General features: G+C 52.8%; 13 protein-coding genes. 10 read left to right on the top strand and 3 right to left on the bottom strand.

What is annotated here, in order from left to right; translation table 11 throughout:
- Nucleotides 1-68 precede the first annotated feature (68 nt).
- From ACYVJQ_RS06405 to ACYVJQ_RS06370, 8 genes are all read left to right on the top strand, one after another.
- Complete coding sequence (locus ACYVJQ_RS06405; protein ID WP_460892239.1) at nt 69-1,493, top strand: tagaturonate reductase; 1,425 nt, start codon at nt 69-71, stop codon at nt 1,491-1,493.
- A gap of 153 nt (nt 1,494-1,646) precedes the next feature.
- A complete protein-coding gene (uxaC, locus tag ACYVJQ_RS06400; RefSeq protein ID WP_460892238.1) occupies nt 1,647-3,044 on the top strand; it encodes a glucuronate isomerase in 1,398 nt (465 codons plus the stop codon).
- An 11-nt stretch (nt 3,045-3,055) separates the two neighbouring features.
- Nucleotides 3,056-4,078 (top strand): PfkB family carbohydrate kinase, encoded by a 1,023-nt coding sequence (locus ACYVJQ_RS06395; protein ID WP_460892237.1) that lies wholly within the window; start codon nt 3,056-3,058, stop codon nt 4,076-4,078.
- A complete protein-coding gene (locus tag ACYVJQ_RS06390; protein ID WP_460892236.1) occupies nt 4,068-4,727 on the top strand; it encodes a bifunctional 4-hydroxy-2-oxoglutarate aldolase/2-dehydro-3-deoxy-phosphogluconate aldolase in 660 nt (219 codons plus the stop codon). The genes ACYVJQ_RS06395 and ACYVJQ_RS06390 overlap by 11 nt, the downstream gene beginning before the upstream one ends.
- A 14-nt stretch (nt 4,728-4,741) precedes the next feature.
- A complete protein-coding gene (locus ACYVJQ_RS06385) occupies nt 4,742-6,136 on the top strand; it encodes an MFS transporter (RefSeq protein WP_460892235.1) in 1,395 nt (464 codons plus the stop codon).
- Nucleotides 6,137-6,552: 416 nt separating this feature from the next.
- Complete coding sequence (uxuA, locus tag ACYVJQ_RS06380; protein ID WP_460892234.1) at nt 6,553-7,740, top strand: mannonate dehydratase; 1,188 nt, start codon at nt 6,553-6,555, stop codon at nt 7,738-7,740.
- A gap of 459 nt (nt 7,741-8,199) precedes the next feature.
- Entirely contained in the window at nt 8,200-9,366 is a 1,167-nt protein-coding gene (locus ACYVJQ_RS06375; RefSeq protein WP_460892233.1) for an MFS transporter, read from the top strand.
- A 256-nt stretch (nt 9,367-9,622) separates the two neighbouring features.
- Nucleotides 9,623-12,199 carry a phosphoenolpyruvate carboxylase gene (locus ACYVJQ_RS06370; RefSeq protein ID WP_460892232.1) on the top strand — a complete coding sequence of 859 codons (2,577 nt, stop codon included), beginning with the start codon at nt 9,623-9,625 and terminating at the stop codon, nt 12,197-12,199.
- Nucleotides 12,200-12,883: 684 nt separating this feature from the next.
- On the opposite strand, the gene hutG is transcribed toward ACYVJQ_RS06370, so the two are convergent.
- The 3 genes from hutG to hutU form a co-directional block, all read right to left on the bottom strand.
- Nucleotides 12,884-13,846 carry a formimidoylglutamase gene (gene hutG, locus ACYVJQ_RS06365; protein ID WP_460892231.1) on the bottom strand — a complete coding sequence of 321 codons (963 nt, stop codon included), beginning with the start codon at nt 13,844-13,846 and terminating at the stop codon, nt 12,884-12,886.
- Nucleotides 13,827-15,110 (bottom strand): imidazolonepropionase, encoded by a 1,284-nt coding sequence (gene hutI / locus ACYVJQ_RS06360; RefSeq protein WP_460892230.1) that lies wholly within the window; start codon nt 15,108-15,110, stop codon nt 13,827-13,829. The genes hutG and hutI overlap by 20 nt, the downstream gene beginning before the upstream one ends.
- Nucleotides 15,111-15,338: 228 nt before the next feature.
- Nucleotides 15,339-17,051, bottom strand: coding sequence for a urocanate hydratase (hutU, locus tag ACYVJQ_RS06355; protein ID WP_460892229.1), 1,713 nt, complete (start codon nt 17,049-17,051; stop codon nt 15,339-15,341).
- A gap of 256 nt (nt 17,052-17,307) precedes the next feature.
- Between hutU and ACYVJQ_RS06350 the strand changes: the two genes are divergently transcribed.
- Both ACYVJQ_RS06350 and rluF read left to right on the top strand, forming a co-directional pair.
- Entirely contained in the window at nt 17,308-17,526 is a 219-nt protein-coding gene (locus ACYVJQ_RS06350) for a VF530 family protein (protein ID WP_460892228.1), read from the top strand.
- Nucleotides 17,527-17,697: 171 nt separating this feature from the next.
- Nucleotides 17,698-18,891, top strand: a complete 1,194-nt coding sequence (rluF, locus tag ACYVJQ_RS06345) for a 23S rRNA pseudouridine(2604) synthase RluF (RefSeq protein ID WP_460892227.1) — start codon at nt 17,698-17,700, stop codon at nt 18,889-18,891.
- Nucleotides 18,892-19,027: the final 136 nt, after the last annotated feature.

The raw sequence follows: 19,027 nt of genomic DNA, 5'->3' as shown, positions 1-19,027 counted from the left end.
ACTAACTATAATATTCTGTTTTGAGGCCATTTTCCGAAAAACAGGCCCAAAACGCAAATCCATTACACATGCAACCATTGAACAGAAGCACCGCGCAGGTTACCCAGCAAAGACCCACCAAGGTAGTACAGTTTGGAGAAGGCAATTTCCTCCGCGGCTTCGTAGATTGGATGATTGATATCCTCAACGAGAAAACCGACTTCAACGGAAACGTTGAAATTGTGCAACCCCTGGACAAAGGCATCTACCAGTTATTGAACCAACAGGATGGCTTGTACCATGTATTACTTGAAGGAATCCAGAACGGCCAGCCTACCCAGGAAACCAGATTGATCACTTGTATCAATCACTCGATGAGTCCTTACGCAGACTACCAGGCGTACCTGCAATTAGGCGAGAACCCAGACCTGGAATTCATAATCTCCAACACCACCGAGGCCGGTATCTCTTTTGAGCCTTCAGACAAGGGCTTTGAGACCACGCCTAACTCCTTCCCAGGCAAGCTCACCGCGCTTTTATACCGCCGGTTCACCCATTTCAATGGCGCCAAGGGCAAGGCATTGACCATTATCCCGTGTGAACTGATTGAGAAGAACGGCGAGAATTTACGCACCACCGTGCTGCAGTTTGCCCAGCACTGGAACCTGCCTGCAGCGTTTACCGCCTGGATTGAGAACGACACCTTATTCTGCAACACGCTGGTAGACCGGATTGTACCCGGATTCCCGAAAGACACCATCTCTGAGATTCAGGAAAGCCTAGGCTTCTCAGACAACCTGGTGGTGAAGGCAGAACCCTTCCACCTGTGGGTGATTGAAGCCCCGGAATCGGTGGCGAAGGCGTTCCCTACACAGCAGGCCGGATTGCAGGTAAAATTTGTGAAAGACCTTACTCCTTACCGTACCCGTAAAGTGCGCATCCTGAACGGCGCCCACACCGCTTTGGTACCCGTGGCCTACCTGCAAGGGTTGCGCACGGTAAGAGAAGCCGTGGAAGACGAAACCGCTGGAAAATTCATTCAGGAGACTATTTTTGAAGAGATTATCCCTACGCTTGACCTGCCGGCCGAGGAACTGAATCAGTTTGCGAAAGATGTGATAGAGCGCTTTCAGAACCCATTCATTCGGCATGAGTTGCTGTCTATCGCCTTGAACTCGGTGTCTAAATACAAGGTGCGGGTGTTGCCATCAGTGCTGGAGTATGTGAACCGGAAAGGCCAGTTGCCGCAGCGTTTGCTTACTTCTTTGGCCGCGCTTATCCTGTTCTATAAAGGAGAGTACAATGGAGAGGAAATTCCTTTGAACGATACCCCAGAGGTATTAGAGTTCTTTAAGGCTGCCTGGCAGAAACACTCGGTGGCAGAGACCGTGCACGCTGTGCTATCCAATGAGGACTTCTGGGGCCAGAACCTCACCACTATTAAAGGTTTGGAAGATACTGTTTCTCAAGCAGTAACCCAGCTTCAGGCCGTTTCAAATTCAACTATTGCCTAAAGCAGTAGTCCCAATTAGAGGTAATTGTAAAACAGACGCTTATTTTTTGGTAAGCGTCTGTTTTAGGCCTATTTTTAGAAAAACACCCTCAAAACAGGTTCAAAGCAATTTAAATACCAGGTACCTGTCCATCACCTTATTACCCTTTTGTACATGTCCTTCTTAGACGATAACTTTCTTCTCCAGACCAAAACCGCCCAGCGGCTATACCATGAGCATGCCAAAGACATGCCCATCATTGATTACCATTGCCACCTAAACCCCGAGGATATTGCCAAGGACCGCCAGTTCCAGAACCTGACCCAGATCTGGCTGGAAGGTGACCACTACAAATGGCGGGCCATGCGCACCAACGGCATTCCAGAGCGCTACTGCACCGGCGACGCCCCAGACTTTGAAAAGTTTGAGAAATGGGCCCAGACCGTGCCGTACACCATGCGGAACCCCTTGTACCATTGGACCCACATGGAACTCAAACGTCCGTTCGGTATTGAGCAAATCCTGAAACCTGAATCGGCGAAGTCTATTTATGAGGAGGCTACTGCCAAGTTGCAGACCCCAGAGTATAGCGTACGCGGCATCTTAAAGCAAATGAATGTGGTGACTATCTGCACCACCGATGACCCGATTGACAGCCTGGAGCACCACCAGAAAATAGCCCAAGATAACTTCGGGATCAAAGTGTTGCCTACGTTCCGTCCGGATAAGGCCATGGCCATTGAAGACGGTGGTTATTTGGGATATCTGGAGAAACTGGAGGCGGCCTCAGGCGTTTCTATTTCTAAATACCAGGACCTGCTGGAGGCCTTGAAACAGCGCCATGACTTCTTCCACGCCCAGGGCGGACGCCTTTCTGACCACGGCTTGGAAACCATGTACGCCGAGGAATACACTGTACAGGAGATCAACCAGATCTTTGAGAAAGCCCTGAAGAAGCAGGCCTTGTCTCTGGAAGAGGTGACCAAGTTCAAGTCTGCCATGCTGGTTGAACTGGCCCTGCTGGACCACGCCAAAGGCTGGACCCAGCAGTTCCACTTGGGCGCGCTCCGTAACAACAACAAGCGTATGCTGCGCGAGTTGGGCGCTGATACTGGTTTTGACTCCATCGGGGACTTTGACGTGGCCCGCCCGCTGTCAAAATTCATGGACAAACTGGACAACTCCAACCAATTGGCCAAGACCATCCTCTATAACCTGAACCCGAGCCAGAACGAGCTGTATGCCACCATGATAGGAAACTTCAATGATGGCAGCACCCCGGGCAAGGTTCAGTACGGATCGGCGTGGTGGTTCCTGGATCAGAAAGACGGCATGGAGCGCCAGATGAACGCCTTGTCTAACATGGGTTTACTGAGCCGCTTTGTGGGTATGCTCACCGATTCCCGCTCGTTCCTGTCCTACCCACGCCATGAGTACTTCAGAAGAATTCTGTGCAACATGCTGGGCAATGACGTGGAGAATGGCGAGTTACCGGCCTCTGAAATGGCCTGGTTGGGTCAGATGGTAGAGAACATCTGCTACAACAACGCCAAGTCTTACTTTAACTTCTAAGCCAGAAAGGCATGGGAAAAGTTTTATCCTTCGGGGAGTTGCTTTTAAGGATTGTGCCAGACACAGAAGGCCAATGGCTGCAGGAAAACAGCCTGCCCTTCTTTGTGGGCGGGGCTGAGCTGAACGTAGCTTCGGCCCTGGCTCTGTGGGGCGTGCCTACCAGCTACTTTACTGCTTTGCCAGACAACCTGCTGTCTAAACAACTAATGGGCTACCTGCGGGAGCTGGGCATTGGCACCGAATCTATTCCCATACAGGGCGACCGCATTGGATTGTACTACCTACCCAAGGGCCAGGATGTGAAGAACGCCGGCGTGATCTATGACCGGACCGGTTCATCCTTCGCAGGTCTGCAGACTAGTTCCATTGACTGGGACAGCGTTTTTGACGGCGTAGACTGGTTCCATTTCAGCGCCATCTGCCCTGCTATTAACCAGAACGTAGCCGATGTCTGCGCTGAGGCTCTGAAAGTAGCGTCTGCCAAAGGCATCCAGATTTCCCTGGACTTGAACTACCGCGCCAAGCTCTGGAAATACGGCAAAGACCCGGTAGACGTCATGCCAGCCCTGGCCGAATCCTGTGATCTGATCATGGGCAACGTGTGGGCTGCCAACAAAATGCTGGGCATGCCTCTGCAAGAGGAACTGGTACAGGATATTGAGAAAGAGAAGCTGTTGCAACACGCGCAATTGACCTCAGAGGAAATCCTGAAAACTTTCCCGAAATGCAAGACGGTGGCGAACACCTTCCGGTTTGACCATGGCGCCAAAGGCATCAAGTATTTCACCACGCTGTACACCAACGGCGAGCTACTGGTGTCACAGGAATATGTGGTAGACGAGATTCTGGACAAAGTGGGTAGCGGCGATTGCTTTATGGCCGGCCTGATCTATGGCTTCTACCACGGTCACTCACCTAAGCAGACCCTGGAATTTGCCACGGCAGCCGCCTTTAAAAAACTATTCATCTTATCAGACGCCACCACCAGCACGGTAGCCGAGATTGAGGAAACCATCCAAGCCTATGCCAACTAAAGAAACTGCCCTTAAGGCCATTACAGACCAGGGCCTGCTGCCGCTTTTCTTCTATGAGAACCCTCAGGTAAGCCTTGAGATCATCAAGACCCTGTATGAGGCGGGCGTGCGAACCCTGGAGTACACCAACCGGGGGGCGGCCGCCTTGGAAAACTTTAAGTTTCTGAAAGCAGAGCTGAAAGGTTATGAAGACCTTCACCTGGGCATAGGCACCATTAAAACCGTGCAGCAGGCCCAGGATTTTATCAAAGCCGGCGCAGATTACATTGTGGCGCCCATTGTAGACCCGGCAGTAGGCAATCTGGCGCATGAAGCAGGATTGCTCTGGATTCCGGGCTGCTTTTCCCCTACAGAGATTCATGTGGCTCAACAGGCCAAGGCGGCTTTGATTAAGCTTTTTCCGGCCAACATTCTGGGGCCTGAGTTCCTGTCTTCTATCAAGGAGTTGTTCCAGGGGCAGTTGTTCATTCCCACCGGGGGCGTGGAACTGGAGGAAACCAATTTCAGGACCTGGTTCAAAGCCGGGGTATGTGCCGTAGGGATGGGCAGTAAGCTCATCAGCAAGGAAGTGCTGGCCAACCAGCAGTATGACAAATTACGTGAGCTTACCGCCCAGGCGTTACTCCTGGCCAAGACCTGTAGAAACTAAAAATCGCGCTCCTTATGTCCCAAACACAACAAACAACCCCAAGACCACAGATTCAGGAAAAGGTGGGTAGCTACCGCTGGACCATCTGCGCCCTCCTTTTCTTCGCTACCACCGTCAACTACCTTGACCGTCAGGTACTGAGTCTGTTACAGCCGCTGCTGGCGGAGAAATTCAATTGGTCCAACACGGACTACGCCAACATTGCGGCGGTGTTTCAGTTTACCTACGCCATTTCCATGCTCTTTGCCGGCCGAATCATTGACAAGCTAGGCACCAAGAAAGGCTATGCCTGGGCACTTATCATCTGGTCATTGGCGGCTATTCTGCACGCCTACGCCGAGCCTCTGGGCCGCATGGTCACTCCGTTATTCACCGCCATCGGGTTTGCCATACCGGCTTCGGTGCTGGGTTTCATGGTGGCCCGGGCTTTCCTGGGTTTTGGTGAGTCTGGTAACTTTCCGGCGGCCATCAAGGCCACAGCCGAGTATTTCCCTAAAAAGGAGCGCTCCCTGGCTACGGGTATCTTCAACTCGGGCTCAAATGTGGGCGCCATTCTGGCTCCCCTTACTGTTCCCTGGATTGCCTCTCACCTGGGCTGGGAATATACCTTCTTCATCATAGGGGCCATCGGGTTTTTATGGCTGTTCTTCTGGTTTATCTACTATGATGCCCCAGACAAGCAACGCAGAATGTCAGAGGCTGAAAGAGCTTACATCAGCAGTGACAGTGAGCCCGTTTTGGAGCAGGATTCTCCGGCTGCCGCCGAAAAGGTTTCTTGGTTCACCCTGCTAAGCTTTAAACAAACCTGGGCTTTCGCCTTCGGTAAATTCATGACCGACGGGGTGTGGTGGTTCTTCCTGTTCTGGCTTCCTGCCTACCTGAAAGCCCAATACGGCCTCACCGGCACTGACGTCATGCTTCCTTTGGGAGTTCTCTACAGCATGACCATGTTCGGGAGTATCTTTGGGGGCTGGTTCCCCATGTATTTCATAAACAAAGGCTATAACCCCTATGAGGGACGCATGCGGGCCATGTTTGTGATTGCCCTGTTCCCGCTGCTGGTACTGGCCGCGCAACCGCTGGGTCACATCAGCTTCTGGTTCCCCGTAATCCTCATCGGTATAGGAGCATCGGCGCACCAGGCCTGGAGCGCTAACATCTTCACTACCGTTTCTGATATGTTCCCTAAAAAATCGGTGGCCTCGGTGACCGGTATTGGCGGCATGGCCGGCGGTTTAGGCGGTGTGGTCGTGACTAAGGTGGGCGGTTACCTGTTTGACTATTATGAGAAGCTGGGCCACGTGGAGACCGGGTACACCATCATGTTTACGTTCTGCGCGCTGGCGTATCTGCTGGCCTGGGCCGTGATGAAGAGCCTAGTACCTAAAATGAAACCCGTAAACGTTTAATTCTCGTTTACCATAATGACCCTACCCTAGAAACGGCCTCTAAGCATTGGTACTTAGAGGCCGTTTTGTGTTTTGGGCCCATTTTTTGAAAAACAGGCCAAAAACACAAAACGACGTAATAATTAGCTGCTTCCTACCCAAATGTCGTGCGTGTTATGGTGGGTTGCGCAGGCAAACATCATGCATTCTGCATGGTCAATAAAATTCCGTCGTACCGCAATACCAACATTCCGAATACCTCATAGAGCGCTTGGGAACGCCCGAAGATTTGTTGGGTACTTTACTTTGGCTTTGGGGATGGGTGTAGGTTAGTGACCGGCGTAGTCATTCCTATAGACAGTGGTTTCAGTGCTTTTAGCGGGGTGTAACCCAAGACGTATTCTTAATTTTAAAGACTAATAACCGAAACAAAAGATATGAGCTTAGAACAAACCTGGAGATGGTACGGCCCCAAAGACCCCGTATCGCTTGCTGATATATGCCAAGCCGGGGCTACCGGCGTGGTCACCGCACTCCACCACATCCCTAACGGGGAAGTCTGGACCACAGAGGAAATTCTAGCCCGCAAGCAACTGGTGGAAGACGCCGGGCTTACGTGGAGTGTGGTGGAGAGCGTGCCCGTGCACGAAGACATTAAAAAGCGCACCGGCAACTTCGCCCGCTACATTGAAAACTACCAGCAAAGCCTGCGCAACCTAGGCGCCTGCGGTATTGACATAGTGTGCTACAACTTCATGCCCATCCTGGACTGGACCCGCACCGACCTGGATTACCCCATGCCAGACGGTTCCACGGCCCTGAGGTTTGATGCCACTGCCTTCGCCGCTTTTGAACTGTACCTCCTGAAAAGACCGGGCGCAGAAACCACTTACTCTCCTGCGCAGCAGCAAAAAGCCAAGGCGTATTTAGATACCCTTTCTGAAGAGGCAAAAACCCTGCTTATCAAAAACATTATTGCCGGTTTGCCGGGCTCTGAGGAAGGCTACACCATAGAGGAATTCCTGCAGACGCTGGCCACCTATGACAAGGTAGGTCCTAAGGTGTTAAAGGAAAACCTGTATTACTTCCTGTCACAGGTGATTCCGGCGGCCGAGGAAGCGGGTGTGGTCATGGCCATTCACCCAGATGACCCGCCTTACCCAATCCTGGGCCTGCCCCGCGTAGTGAGCACCGAGGAAGATATCCATGAGCTCTACAACGCGGTGGAGAGCCCTAACAACGGCCTTACCTTCTGCACCGGTTCTTTTGGCGTACGTCCCGATAATGACCTGGCCGGCATGGTGCAGCGGTTAGGTGACCGTATCCATTTTGTGCACCTTCGTGCCACCACCCGTGACGCGGAAGGTAATTTCTACGAAGCCGACCACTTGAATGGCGATGTAGACATGTTTGCGGTGATGAAAGCGCTGCTGGAAGAACAAAAATCCAGACAGGAAAGCGGCCGCAAAGACCTGCGCATGCCTTTCCGGCCAGACCACGGCCACAAAATGTTGGATGACCTTAAGAAAAAGACCAATCCCGGTTACTCGGCCATTGGTCGGTTACGGGGCTTAGCTGAATTAAGAGGCTTGCAATTGGGCATTGAACGATTTATGGCAAAGTAACCAGCGTCTTTCTTAAAAAGGGTTTAGTCTTTTTTTTCATTTTCACCTAAGTGTACTAGACAGTAGCTTGCGAACAGCTATTGGCAGTAGATAAAGGCAGAGGCTTTGCGTTTTGGGGCTGTTTTTACAAAAATGGGCTCAAAACGCTAAGCCTCTGCCTTTATCACCTCTTTTTCCCCTTTGGAGCTTGCCTTATCATTAGCATTTCCTACATGACGCGGCCCTTGATTCAGCCTAAAAAATGCTCGCCAAGAACTTGGTTACAGAATAGGCCAATTATAACGGGCGGGTATACGGCTTAAGCCTAATCACCACCAGGGACAGTTTACAGAAACCTGCCATTGGTAGCAGGTAGGCTTTTTGGCACAGGACAGGTCAATGTTTTTTTTGCATAAGCAGCTTAGAAGACTGGGGAAGGCACCGTTACCTTTGCTTCAAAACCGGAACCTTAGTAATTGAATGGAAGCCAACGTAAAGCAGCGCATTGCCATAAGTATTCTTTTTTTTCAGAGTGGGCTGTGCTTTTCTACCTGGGCGGCCCGAATCCCAGACATTAAGGCGGCGTTTGCTTTCTCAGACAGTGAGTTGGGTTCTTTGCTTTTGATCAGGCCGCTGGGGGCTTTTATTGGGTTGCCCTTCGCCGGTTGGGTAGTAGATAAATATGGCAGCCATTATTCCTCGGTGGTGGGTATTATGGCGTTTAGCGTGAGCCTGGTTTTGCTGGGCCTCTCCCCTACGGTTTGGTGGCTGGCGGTCGCTATCCTGCTTTTCGGCCTTTCAGCTAACCTCACCAACATCTCTATCAATGCGCAAGCCCTGGCAGTGCAGAAGAACTACGGCAAGACCATTATCTCCTCGTTTCATGGCCTCTGGAGCCTCGCTGGGTTCTGTGGGGCGGGCCTTGGGGCCGTGCTGATTGGGCTGAAGGTAGAGATGCTATACCACTTTCTGTTGGTAATGGGCACCGTCATGGTCTTTGGGCTGCTAAGCTTTAAGCATTTGTCACGGGAGCAGCAGGCCGGAAGCCGGAAATTCGTGCTCAAGAAACCGGAGCCGGAACTGCTTCAGTTAGGCCTCATTGCTTTTTGCGGGCTTCTGTGCGAAGGCTGTATCTATGACTGGGCCGGCATCTACTTTAAGCAGGTGGTGCAGGTAGAAGCCGGGCTGGTGACGGCAGGATTTATTGCCTATATGGGCACCATGGCCCTGGGCCGTTTAGTGTCAGACCGTTTCACTAACCGCTTCGGGAGTACGGCCGTCATTCAGACCAGCGGCGTCCTTATTTTCTCTGGATTGCTGCTGGCGGTACTCTTCCCGCATCTCATCACCGCTATTTTGGGTTTTGTGCTGGTGGGGGCGGGCACATCTTCTGTGATTCCGCTTACCTATGCCCAGGTGGGCAAAAATCCAGCGCTTTCCCCGGGTATCTCCCTGGCCACGGTCTCCACCATCGGGTATTTCGGGTTTCTGTTGGGCCCGCCGCTCATTGGCTTCATAGCCGAGTTACTGAGTCTGAGAGCCTCGTTTGCCCTGGTGGCCGTTGCCGGCCTCATGATTTCCCTTTTGGCTACCCTAGCCAAACGCCGCCACACTTCTTCTACTTCCTCTGGACTTACAGCTTTGTAGGCACTGGGGTGTTTTAAGCCCGTTTTTGTAAAAACAGGCTTAAAACGAACGTTTGAGAGAAATAGAAGCAAAAACACTTTTCTATATAAATATCATCACAACACTATAATTTTATTGCGAATATTAATAGCTTAAACCTATTTTCTATTATATTTGACAGTCTGCTTTCTTATTTTATTTTAGCGGACAGCCAATCAACCTACTGAAGAATTCCTGCGTTAATGGGATGCTTCTCCTCTAACAAACCCGCACCCGTATGGATGGTTCTGCCAACAGCGCCCTACAAACCTATGACAAACACGTAGGCCTTAAATTTCAGTTGTATAACAGCCTTTTCACGTCGTTGCCTTTTCATAGGGTAGAGAAAACGGGGGTGTTGCTTTCCATCTTTTTGCTGCATTGTGAAGAGGGGTATGAGAAAGGCCAGAGCCCAGCCGAAATCATCCAGACATTCTTTAGCCAATACACGCCTTACCGTAGCCTGCAGGAACAGACCGATCTGCTGTTCCGGTTTGTGCAGTACGCTGAGCGGCAGGTGGTGCTGTTTGATGCCTTAGAGGACGCCTCTTTCCGGGAGATCCATGACATGGCGGGTGCCGGTACCTTAAAACATCTGCAGGCCGAGGTGGAGCAAACCCAGACCCAACCCCAACTGAAAGAAAAGCTGAAGGATTACTCGGTTCGGTTGGTGCTTACCGCCCACCCCACCCAATTCTACCCCAGCGAGGTCCTGGGCATCATCAATGACCTTTCAAAGGCGCTATTAAATGATAACACCGCGCAAGTCAACAGCTACCTGCGGCAATTGGGCAAAACCCCGTTTTTCAAAAATGAGAAACCATCGCCGTATGATGAGGCCGTGAGCCTGATCTGGTACCTGGAGAACGTCTTTTACCAGGCCGCCGGTCAGATCATGACCTACCTTAAAAGCCAGTTCCCCAGTGCCGTTCCAGAGCAGCACCCCCTCATCAGGTTGGGTTTCTGGCCGGGCGGCGACCGGGACGGGAATCCCTTTGTAACGGCAGAAATTACCTTAAAAGTGGCCGAGGCCCTTCGCGGCAGCATCATCAAATCTTATTACCGGGACGTGCGCAAACTCAAGCGCCGCCTCACGTTTAAAGGGGTCCTCAGCGAACTGGTCACGCTGGAACAGAAACTCTACAACAACCTTTTCCTGCCCGGCTACAAAGCCGATATCATCAAGGAAGACATTCTGGCCCCTCTGCGGCAAATCAAGGAAACCCTCATCAAAGATCACAACAGCCTTTTCCTGAACCTGGCCGAGAACCTGATCAGGAAAGTGGAGCTGTTCGGGCTTTTCTTCGCTTCACTGGATGTACGCCAAGACAGTTCGGCGCACGCCGAGGTGCTGGAGGCCATTGCCGCCTCTACCCAGGCCCTGCCTGACAACTACACTTCCCTGACCCCTGAAGAGAAAATTAATGCCTTGCTTGCTGGCACTTCTACCGTAGACCCCGCCGCCCTGGAAAATGAATTGCACCGGGACACGCTGCAGTCAATGCAGGCAATGAAAACCATTCAGGCCATCAACGGCGAGGAAGGCAGCCATCGCTACATCATCAGTCACAGCACCAGCGCCCTGGACGTGATGGAAGCCTACGGCCTGTTCCTGCTCAGCGGCTGGAAACCAGAAGAACTCTCCGTAGACATTGTTCCGCTGTTTGAGACCATTGATGACCTGAGAAATGCGCATGACGTGATGCAGGCCCTGTACGCCAACGGCGTGTACCGCCAGCACCTGAAACGGCGCGGCAACATCCAGACCATCATGCTGGGTTTCTCAGACGGCACCAAAGACGGCGGTTACCTCATGTCTAACTGGAGCATCTACAAAGCCAAGGAAGAACTGAGTGCCCTGGCCCAGCAGCATGACCTGCAGGTAGTCTTCTTTGACGGCCGGGGTGGCCCTCCTGCCCGCGGCGGCGGAAGGACCCATCAGTTTTACGCCTCTATGGGCCCTAAAATCGCTAGCAAAGAAATCCAGCTTACCATTCAGGGCCAGACTATCAGCTCCAACTTCGGGACTATTGATGCGGCACAGTATAACATGGAGCAATTGTTGCACGCAGGCATTAGAAACGCGTTGTTCACGGCCAAGGAGGCCACCTTCACCCCAGAAGAGGAACAACTTATGCAACAGCTAGCCGATGCCAGCTACCAGGCCTACAACACGCTCAAGAACAACCCAAACTTCCTGGAATACCTGAACTACGCCAGCCCTCTGCGCTACTACGCCGAGGCCAACATTGGCAGCCGTCCCTCTAAACGCAAGCCCGGCAAATTGAACCTGAACGACCTTCGGGCGGTGCCGTACGTGGGCTCCTGGAGCCAGCTCAAGCAAAATCTACCCGGGTACTACGGCGTGGGTTCAGCCATGGAAAAACTGGAAGCCGAGGGTCATTGGGAAGCCATTCAGCAACTCTACCACCGCTCACTATTCTTTAGGACCTTGCTAGGCAACTGCGAGATGGCTATGACCAAGTGCTTCTTCCCGCTCACGGCCTTCCTGGCCAACCACCCGCAGTACGGTCCGCTCTGGAACATGATCTACAAGGAATTTGAATGCACCAAGAAATATGTGCTGCGGCTCACCGGTAACAGCCAGCTAATGGAAGACAAACCCGTGAACCTGCTCTCCATCCAGATGCGCCAACGCATTGAACTACCCCTGCTCACTATCCAGCAGTTCGCCCTTACTAAAATACGCGAAATGGAGGAACAGGAAACCGCCACCAAAAACAAAGCCACCTATGAGAAACTGGTCATGCGCTGCTCCTTCGGGATCATTAATGCGGAGCGAAATTCTGCTTAACGTTGGCAATGGTTTGCTAGTGGGAATATTGGGTTTTGAGCCTATTTTTGAAAAAATGGGCTGGAAACAATGCAGCTGCGCTGAGTTCTGAGTCTTGAGTTCTGAGATGATCGGCAGGAGAAATCATCCCCCTACCCCTTCAAAGGGGGACAAGGAAGAGGGCAATGCGATAAATCCGCAAAATGTGCTCTTCTTTGTAAACACCCCCCTTCGCCCCCCTCAAGGGGGGAGTCTGCGCTTAGTAAAGGGTATTCTGTTTTGAGCCTGTTTTTCCAAAAACGTGCCTAAAACGCCAGCAGCCCAAAACACATTTCACCAAATACCTTCCACGCATTGCCCAGTTCCAGTCTTTACTTCGAGCGCCTCGCTTGTGGCCCTGCAGGGGCTTGGCTAAGGGCAGAAAGCAATACGGCCGCATGGGCAGTGCGAGTAGGAAAGACGAGGCCCCGCGGCCGTGAGCGCTCGGAGAGAAACCATGAAACAAGAAAGCATAAGGGCTTAAGGCTACAGCAGACACCACGGCAGCAGCAGGCGGGAATGCGCGCACAAGTTTATAGCTAGGGATAAGCAGTTCTAGTCGTTGGCCCTAAGAAAACCCAAAACGGCAGGATTAGCAGCGGGAAGAGGCTTATACACCAACAACGAAACAAAGAACATACCGCTCAGCGGGAACAAACTACCTTCTTACTTCCACCACTTCACTACTTGATACAGCAACCCTGCCGCAAGTTTGGCGGTTCTACTATCCTGGTCCAGGGAGGGATTCAACTCTACCACATCAAGGGTCAACAACTTGCCCGAGGCGATGATTTGCTGAAGAAGCGGAAGTGCTATTTGCGGCGTGATGCCTAAGGCAGAGGGGGCGCTTACCCCAGGGGCGTAGGCAGCAGCGAACACATCCAGGTCAATCGTTACATAGACCTTGTCTACCTGGGCAAGGAAAGTTTCTACCTGCGCCCGCACGGTCTCGCTGGGACCTACTTGCAGGTCTTCGGCCAATACATAGTCCGCTTCCAATTCCTGGGCCGTCTGGAAAAGCATACGCGTATTGCTGCTTTCCTGAATACCCAGGCAGAGGTAATGGAATTCTTTGTCATTGACGTGCAGGTCATCAGCTATCTGCAGGAAAGGACTCCCGGAGTGCGGATGGGTGGCATAGGAACGCAGGTCAAAGTGGGCATCAAAATTAATAATGCCTAGTTTTTCCTCGGTCTTCAAGACTTTTTTGATGCCCAGGTAATGCCCATAGGCCGTTTCATGTCCGCCGCCCAGCACTAACGGTTTATAGCCTTTCTTGAGGAGCATTTCCACTTTTTTGCCCAGTTGAATCTGAGCGGGCTCCATCATTTGGTTGTGGCAGATAATATCGCCCCCGGCATATAGCACCACATCTTCGGGTAAATGATCGGCGAAGGAAGACATGGCCAGCCGCAAAGCCGTTGGACCCGCCGCAGCTCCAGACCTGCCCTGGTTCCGCCGGATGCCTTCATCACACTGGAAACCTAAAAATACGAAGTTGCCGTGGCCCTCTTCCACCTCCCTTGACAAATCCAGGAAGTGAACCACTTGGTGCCACCTGAGCCCTAAGACCCCATCCTGCATGTCTGTTCTTCCCTTCCAGGTGGTTTTATCTGATGGTTTGTACATGGGCGTTTTGGGTAAAAGATAATTGGTCTGCTCGGGAAAGAAGTATGCCCCGCTTCCAGATATGGGTGGGTTTGAGTTTTCCTTGGTGGTAGAGAATTTCCTGGTAGTTGTGGACAGGGAAGGCGATCATATCAGCTAAAAGCCCCTTTTCCAGCGTACCCCTGTCTGCCAGTCGAAGAGCATGCGCTCCCCGAAAAGTAATGCCGGCCAGGGTTTCGGCGGTAGTTAGTTTCTGTGCCGCGCCCAGTACCGCCGCCTGCAGCAGCAGATCGCCCATGGGGGCTGAGCCGGGGTTCCAGTCTGTGGCGATGGCCACGCAAAGGCCGCCGTCCAGCATCTGCCGCGCGGGCGCGAAGTCCATGCCTAAACCCATAGAGGCACCGGGCAAAACCGTGGCTACTACCCCAGCCTCTCGTAGCAAAGCAATCTCCTCTGGGCCACTTGCCTCCAGATGGTCGGCGCTGGCGGCTTTTACAGCTGCGGCGATCCTACTTCCGCCAGTTGAGAACTGGTCAGCGTGTACTGTTACTTCAAACCCCAAAGCTTGGGCCGCTTTTAAGTACTTCAGGGACTCCGCTTCTGAAAAGGCTGTGTCTTCAATGAAGATATCTACCCGGTGGGCCAGGTTGCGCGTTTTCACCTGGGGCAGCAACTCATTTAAAATAGTTTCTAGGTATTCTTTTGCTTCGGTGAATTCAGGCGGACGCATATGGGCGGCCAGGCACGTGGGAATCAGGTCAAGGGGCTGTTGTTGGTCTACTTGCTGAATGGCCTCCAGCATTTTCAGTTCGTCTGGCACCGTTAAGCCGTAGCCGCTTTTCACCTCGCAGGTTGTCACGCCTTCGGTTAGGTGCCGGCCCGCCCTTTGGTGCAGTAATCTGGTTAGCTCCTCTAGTGAAGCAGCCCTGGTTTTCCTTACTGAGTCCAGGATACCACCCCCGCTTCGGGCAATTTCAAGGTAGCTTTTGCCCGCAACCCGTAAGGCATAATCATTGGCCCGGGAACCCGCGAAACAGATATGTGTGTGCGCATCTACCAAGCCAGGCATGAGCACCAGAGGTTCCTTTATTTCACAATGATCGTATTGGTTTGCCTTCGCTTCTATTAGGAGTTTTTCATAGGAACCTACTTGAAAAATGTGCTCGCCCTCCACCAAAATACCCGCCTGTTCTAGCACCTCCAATTGGGCATCAGCCAACGGCCCGGCTACCGGCAGGTTGGCCATGGTGAGAATCTGCGAAAAGGGACCTATGAGCGTTGGCATTTTGCTTTAACTGTTTTTACTTCTGTAAACTGATGGACGTTCCTTCCTTTCAATTTTTGGTGCAAGCGTTGGCTAAAATCTTCAAGCATCAGTCTTTTCGATGCTTTTTCCATTTTGTCATCCTGAAAGAACCTTGTGGGCGGACGGCAGTTGCGTATGATTAAGGTTAATACCGTTCGCCACCAAGATCCTTTCAGGATGACAAAGAGGGAGAAACTCACTCACTTCTTACACCTTCAGTCCGAACTTCTCTGCGTTCTGCTGGGCCGTTTCATAGCCGGCATCGGCGTGGCGGTAGATGCCCAGGGCGGGATCATTGTAGAGGACGCGGCGCAGGCAGCGGTCGGCACGGTCTGTGCCGTCTGCCAGGATTACCATGCCCGCGTGCTGCGAGTAGCCAATACCCACGCCGCCGCCGTGGTGGAAGGAGACCCAGGTGGCGCCCCCGCTAGTGTTGGCCATGAGGTTAAGCAGCGGCCAATCAGAGACGGCGTCCGAGCCGTCCAGCATGCCTTCAGTCTCGCGATACGGTGAGGCCACTGAGCCGCAGTCCAGGTGGTCACGGCCAATCACAATGGGGGCTTTTACCTTGCCTTCCCGCACCAGCTGGTTGAACAGGAGACCAGCCTTTTCGCGCTCGCCCATGCCCAGCCAGCAGATGCGGCACGGTAAACCTTGGAACGCTACTTTCTCTTGCGCCTGCTCCAGCCAGTTGATCATGTGCGTGTTCTCGGGGAAGAGTGTTTTCAGAGCCTCATCCGTGACCCTAATATCTTCTGGGTCGCCGGAGAGGGCTGCCCATCTAAACGGGCCTTTGCCTTCGCAGAACAATGGGCGCATGTATTCGGGCACGAACCCGGGAATGTTAAATGCATTTGGCTCGCCGCCCTGTTTCGCGAATTCGCGCAGGTTGTTGCCGTAGTCAAAAGTGCGGCTGCCGCGGCGCTGCAGTTCCAGCATGAAATGCACGTGGCGGGCCATGCTTTTTAAGGAGCGGGCTTTGTATTCGTCGGGGTTGGCTTGGCGTAGAGCCTTGGCCTCTTCCAGGGTGAGGCCGTTGGGCACGTAACCGTTGATGGGGTCATGGGCCGAGGTCTGGTCCGTTAAAATATCTGGGGTGATGTTATCCTGCAGCAGGCGTTCCAGTACATCGCCAATGTCGCCTACCAGCCCTACAGACAAGGCCTGGCCGCTTTGCTGGGCTTCCAGCACCCACCGTTTGGCCTCCTCGTAGTCATAAGTCATCTTATCCAGGTAGCGGGTATCCAGGCGTTTCTGGATGCGCTCAGGGTCAATGTCTACGCCCAGGAAAGTGGCGCCGGCCATGGTGGCCGCCAGGGGTTGCGCCCCGCCCATGCCGCCCAGTCCGCCGGTCACTAATAGCCGGTAGCGCAGGTCGCCGCCAAAGTGCAATCGGCCACAGGCCGCGAAGGTCTCATAGGTGCCCTGCAGGATGCCCTGGGTGCCAATGTAGATCCAGGAGCCGGCCGTCATCTGGCCGTACATCATCAGGCCCCGCTCGCGCAGTTGGTTGAAATGCTCCCAGGTGGCCCAGTGGGGCACCAGGTTGCTGTTGGCAATGAGGACCCGCGGCGCCTCTGAATGCGAGCGTATCTTGCCCACCGGTTTGCCAGACTGAATTAATAGGCTTTCGTCTTCTTCCAGGGTGAGGAGCAGTTCCACGATCTTGCGGGCGTCCTGGGGCGTGCGGGCGGCTTGGCCAATGCCGCCATACACCACCAGACGTTCGGGGTCTTCGGCTACCTCGGCGGTGAGGTTATTGAGGAACATGCGCAGGGCAGCTTCAGACTGCCAGTTTTTGGCGTGGAGCTGGGGGCCGCGGGGCGGATTGTACACCGGGTGCGTGGCGTAGGTCTGCAGAAAATCTTCTATTGAAAGGTTGGCATGCAGCATGGCCTGGGGGTGAAAGGTTTTCTCCATATTCAGAAATTAACGTCTCTTCTGCCCTTCCCCTCCCTGGCCATGCACATGGCGCCTTCAACCATCCTGGGCTAAAACTTCTGGAAGTTACTAAAATTTATTTTTCTGCCGCCCGCCAAACACAGGAAAGGGGTTGGGTTTTGAGGCCGTTTTTTGAAAAAGAGGGCTAAACCAGGCCAGAGGGTGCAACCTGTTTTCACCAGAAAACCTGGGCTGCGTAAAACTCGTGCAGAAAGACTAACTTTGCACCGTAACTATGGAAGAACAGAAAAACAACCCGTTGCACGGTAAAACGCTGGAAAGTATTCTGGTACAGTTGGTGGACCACTTCGGCTGGGAAGGCCTGGGGACCCGCATTAACATTAACAGTTTCAATTCTAACCCCAGCATCAAATCCAGCCTCACCTTTCTGCGCAAGACTGACTGGGCCCGCAAAAAGGTAGAAGACCTTTACCTCAGGACCTTCTACAGATAAGCCCTTTACCGGAACGCACTTCCCTTCCTTGCCTTTGGGTGCTGCCGTTTACCTTTCCCAGTCAAGAGCCGTAAATAAAGCAAGTGAACCAGCTATTAAGGGAGAGGCAGTAGCTTACCATTCTTCTCTCCTTCCATCCATTACTCCATCATTCATTCACCTATTGCATCCATGTCAACAGACACCAACATACGCCTCAATAAATTCATCAGTGACTCGGGCTTCTGCTCGCGCCGCGAGGCCGACCAATACATAGAAGAGGGCCGCGTGACCATAAACGGGAAAGACGCCAAAAAAGGCGCCACCGTAAAGGCCGGCGACAAAGTGGCCGTGGACGGTGAGCAGGTAAAGGCTAAAAAAGCCACTGACCGCGCCATTTACATTGCCTTTAACAAGCCCACTGGCATCACTACCACCACAGACACAAAAGACAAGAAGAACATTATTGACTTTATTGGCTATCCTAAACGCATCTTCCCCATTGGGCGTCTGGACAACTCCTCTGAGGGTCTTATCTTCCTGACTAACGACGGTGATATTGTCAACAAAATCCTGCGCGCCGACAACAACCACGAGAAAGAATACGTGGTGATGGTAGACAAGCCGATCACGGAGGAATTCATCAAGAAAATGGGCAGCGGCGTTCCCTTGTTTGAGGGCATGACCAAAGAGTGTTTTGTGCAGCAGCAGGGCCACAAGGTTTTCAAGATCATTCTTACCCAGGGGTTGAACCGCCAGATCAGGCGTATGTGCGAAGCCCTGGGCTACAAAGTAGAGAAGCTGAAACGCGTGCGTATCATGACCGTGAAGCTAGGCGATTTACCGGCGGGCCACTGGCGCTATTTAACGCTGGAGGAAATCAAATCTATTAACCAGTTAGTAGCCGGGTCCTCTAAAACCGCAGATGCCTCTGTAGGCCGTAAAACCGCCAAGGCCGATAAAAAAACCGCCGAGGAGGAGTATGAGAACCTGCTGTCTGAGGAAGAGTTTGGGGTAAAGGTGCACCAGGTGAAAAGCGCGCCTCCGCGCAGCGTTTCCTCCGGACCGCGTGGTAACTCAGCCCCCCGCAACGCCAAGGCAAAATCAGAGAGAAGCCCTAAAGAAGAATCAGTAGAGTTTGGGGCGGTAACCAACAGACCCACGCGTAAGAGCAAACCCTCGGCCGGCAAGAACCTCAAGACCAAATCTGAGCACACCTCCAATAAAACCGACAGAACGCCCAAAGGCGCCGCACCGGCAGGCAGAACCGCCAAAAGCACCGGGACCCGGCCAGCCAAACCCGCCGCCGGCGGAAGAACTTCCCGGCCGACCGCTGACAATAAACCAAAACGCACCGCCGGAACAAGGGGCAAAGGCAGAAAGTAAAACCCACTGGTTGGCATTTTTCCCTTAAACGCGTTTCGGGCCTTTTTTTTGAAAAACAGGCCCGAAACGCATTTTTGCAACATAGTACTTATGTCCGTATTCTTTGCATGCCAATATAAAAGCGGCAGCCTGGGTT

Source organism: Rufibacter soli (assembly GCF_054781795.1).
The sequence above is the reverse complement of the archived record's forward strand: the minus strand, read 5'-3'. Positions and strand labels throughout refer to the sequence as shown.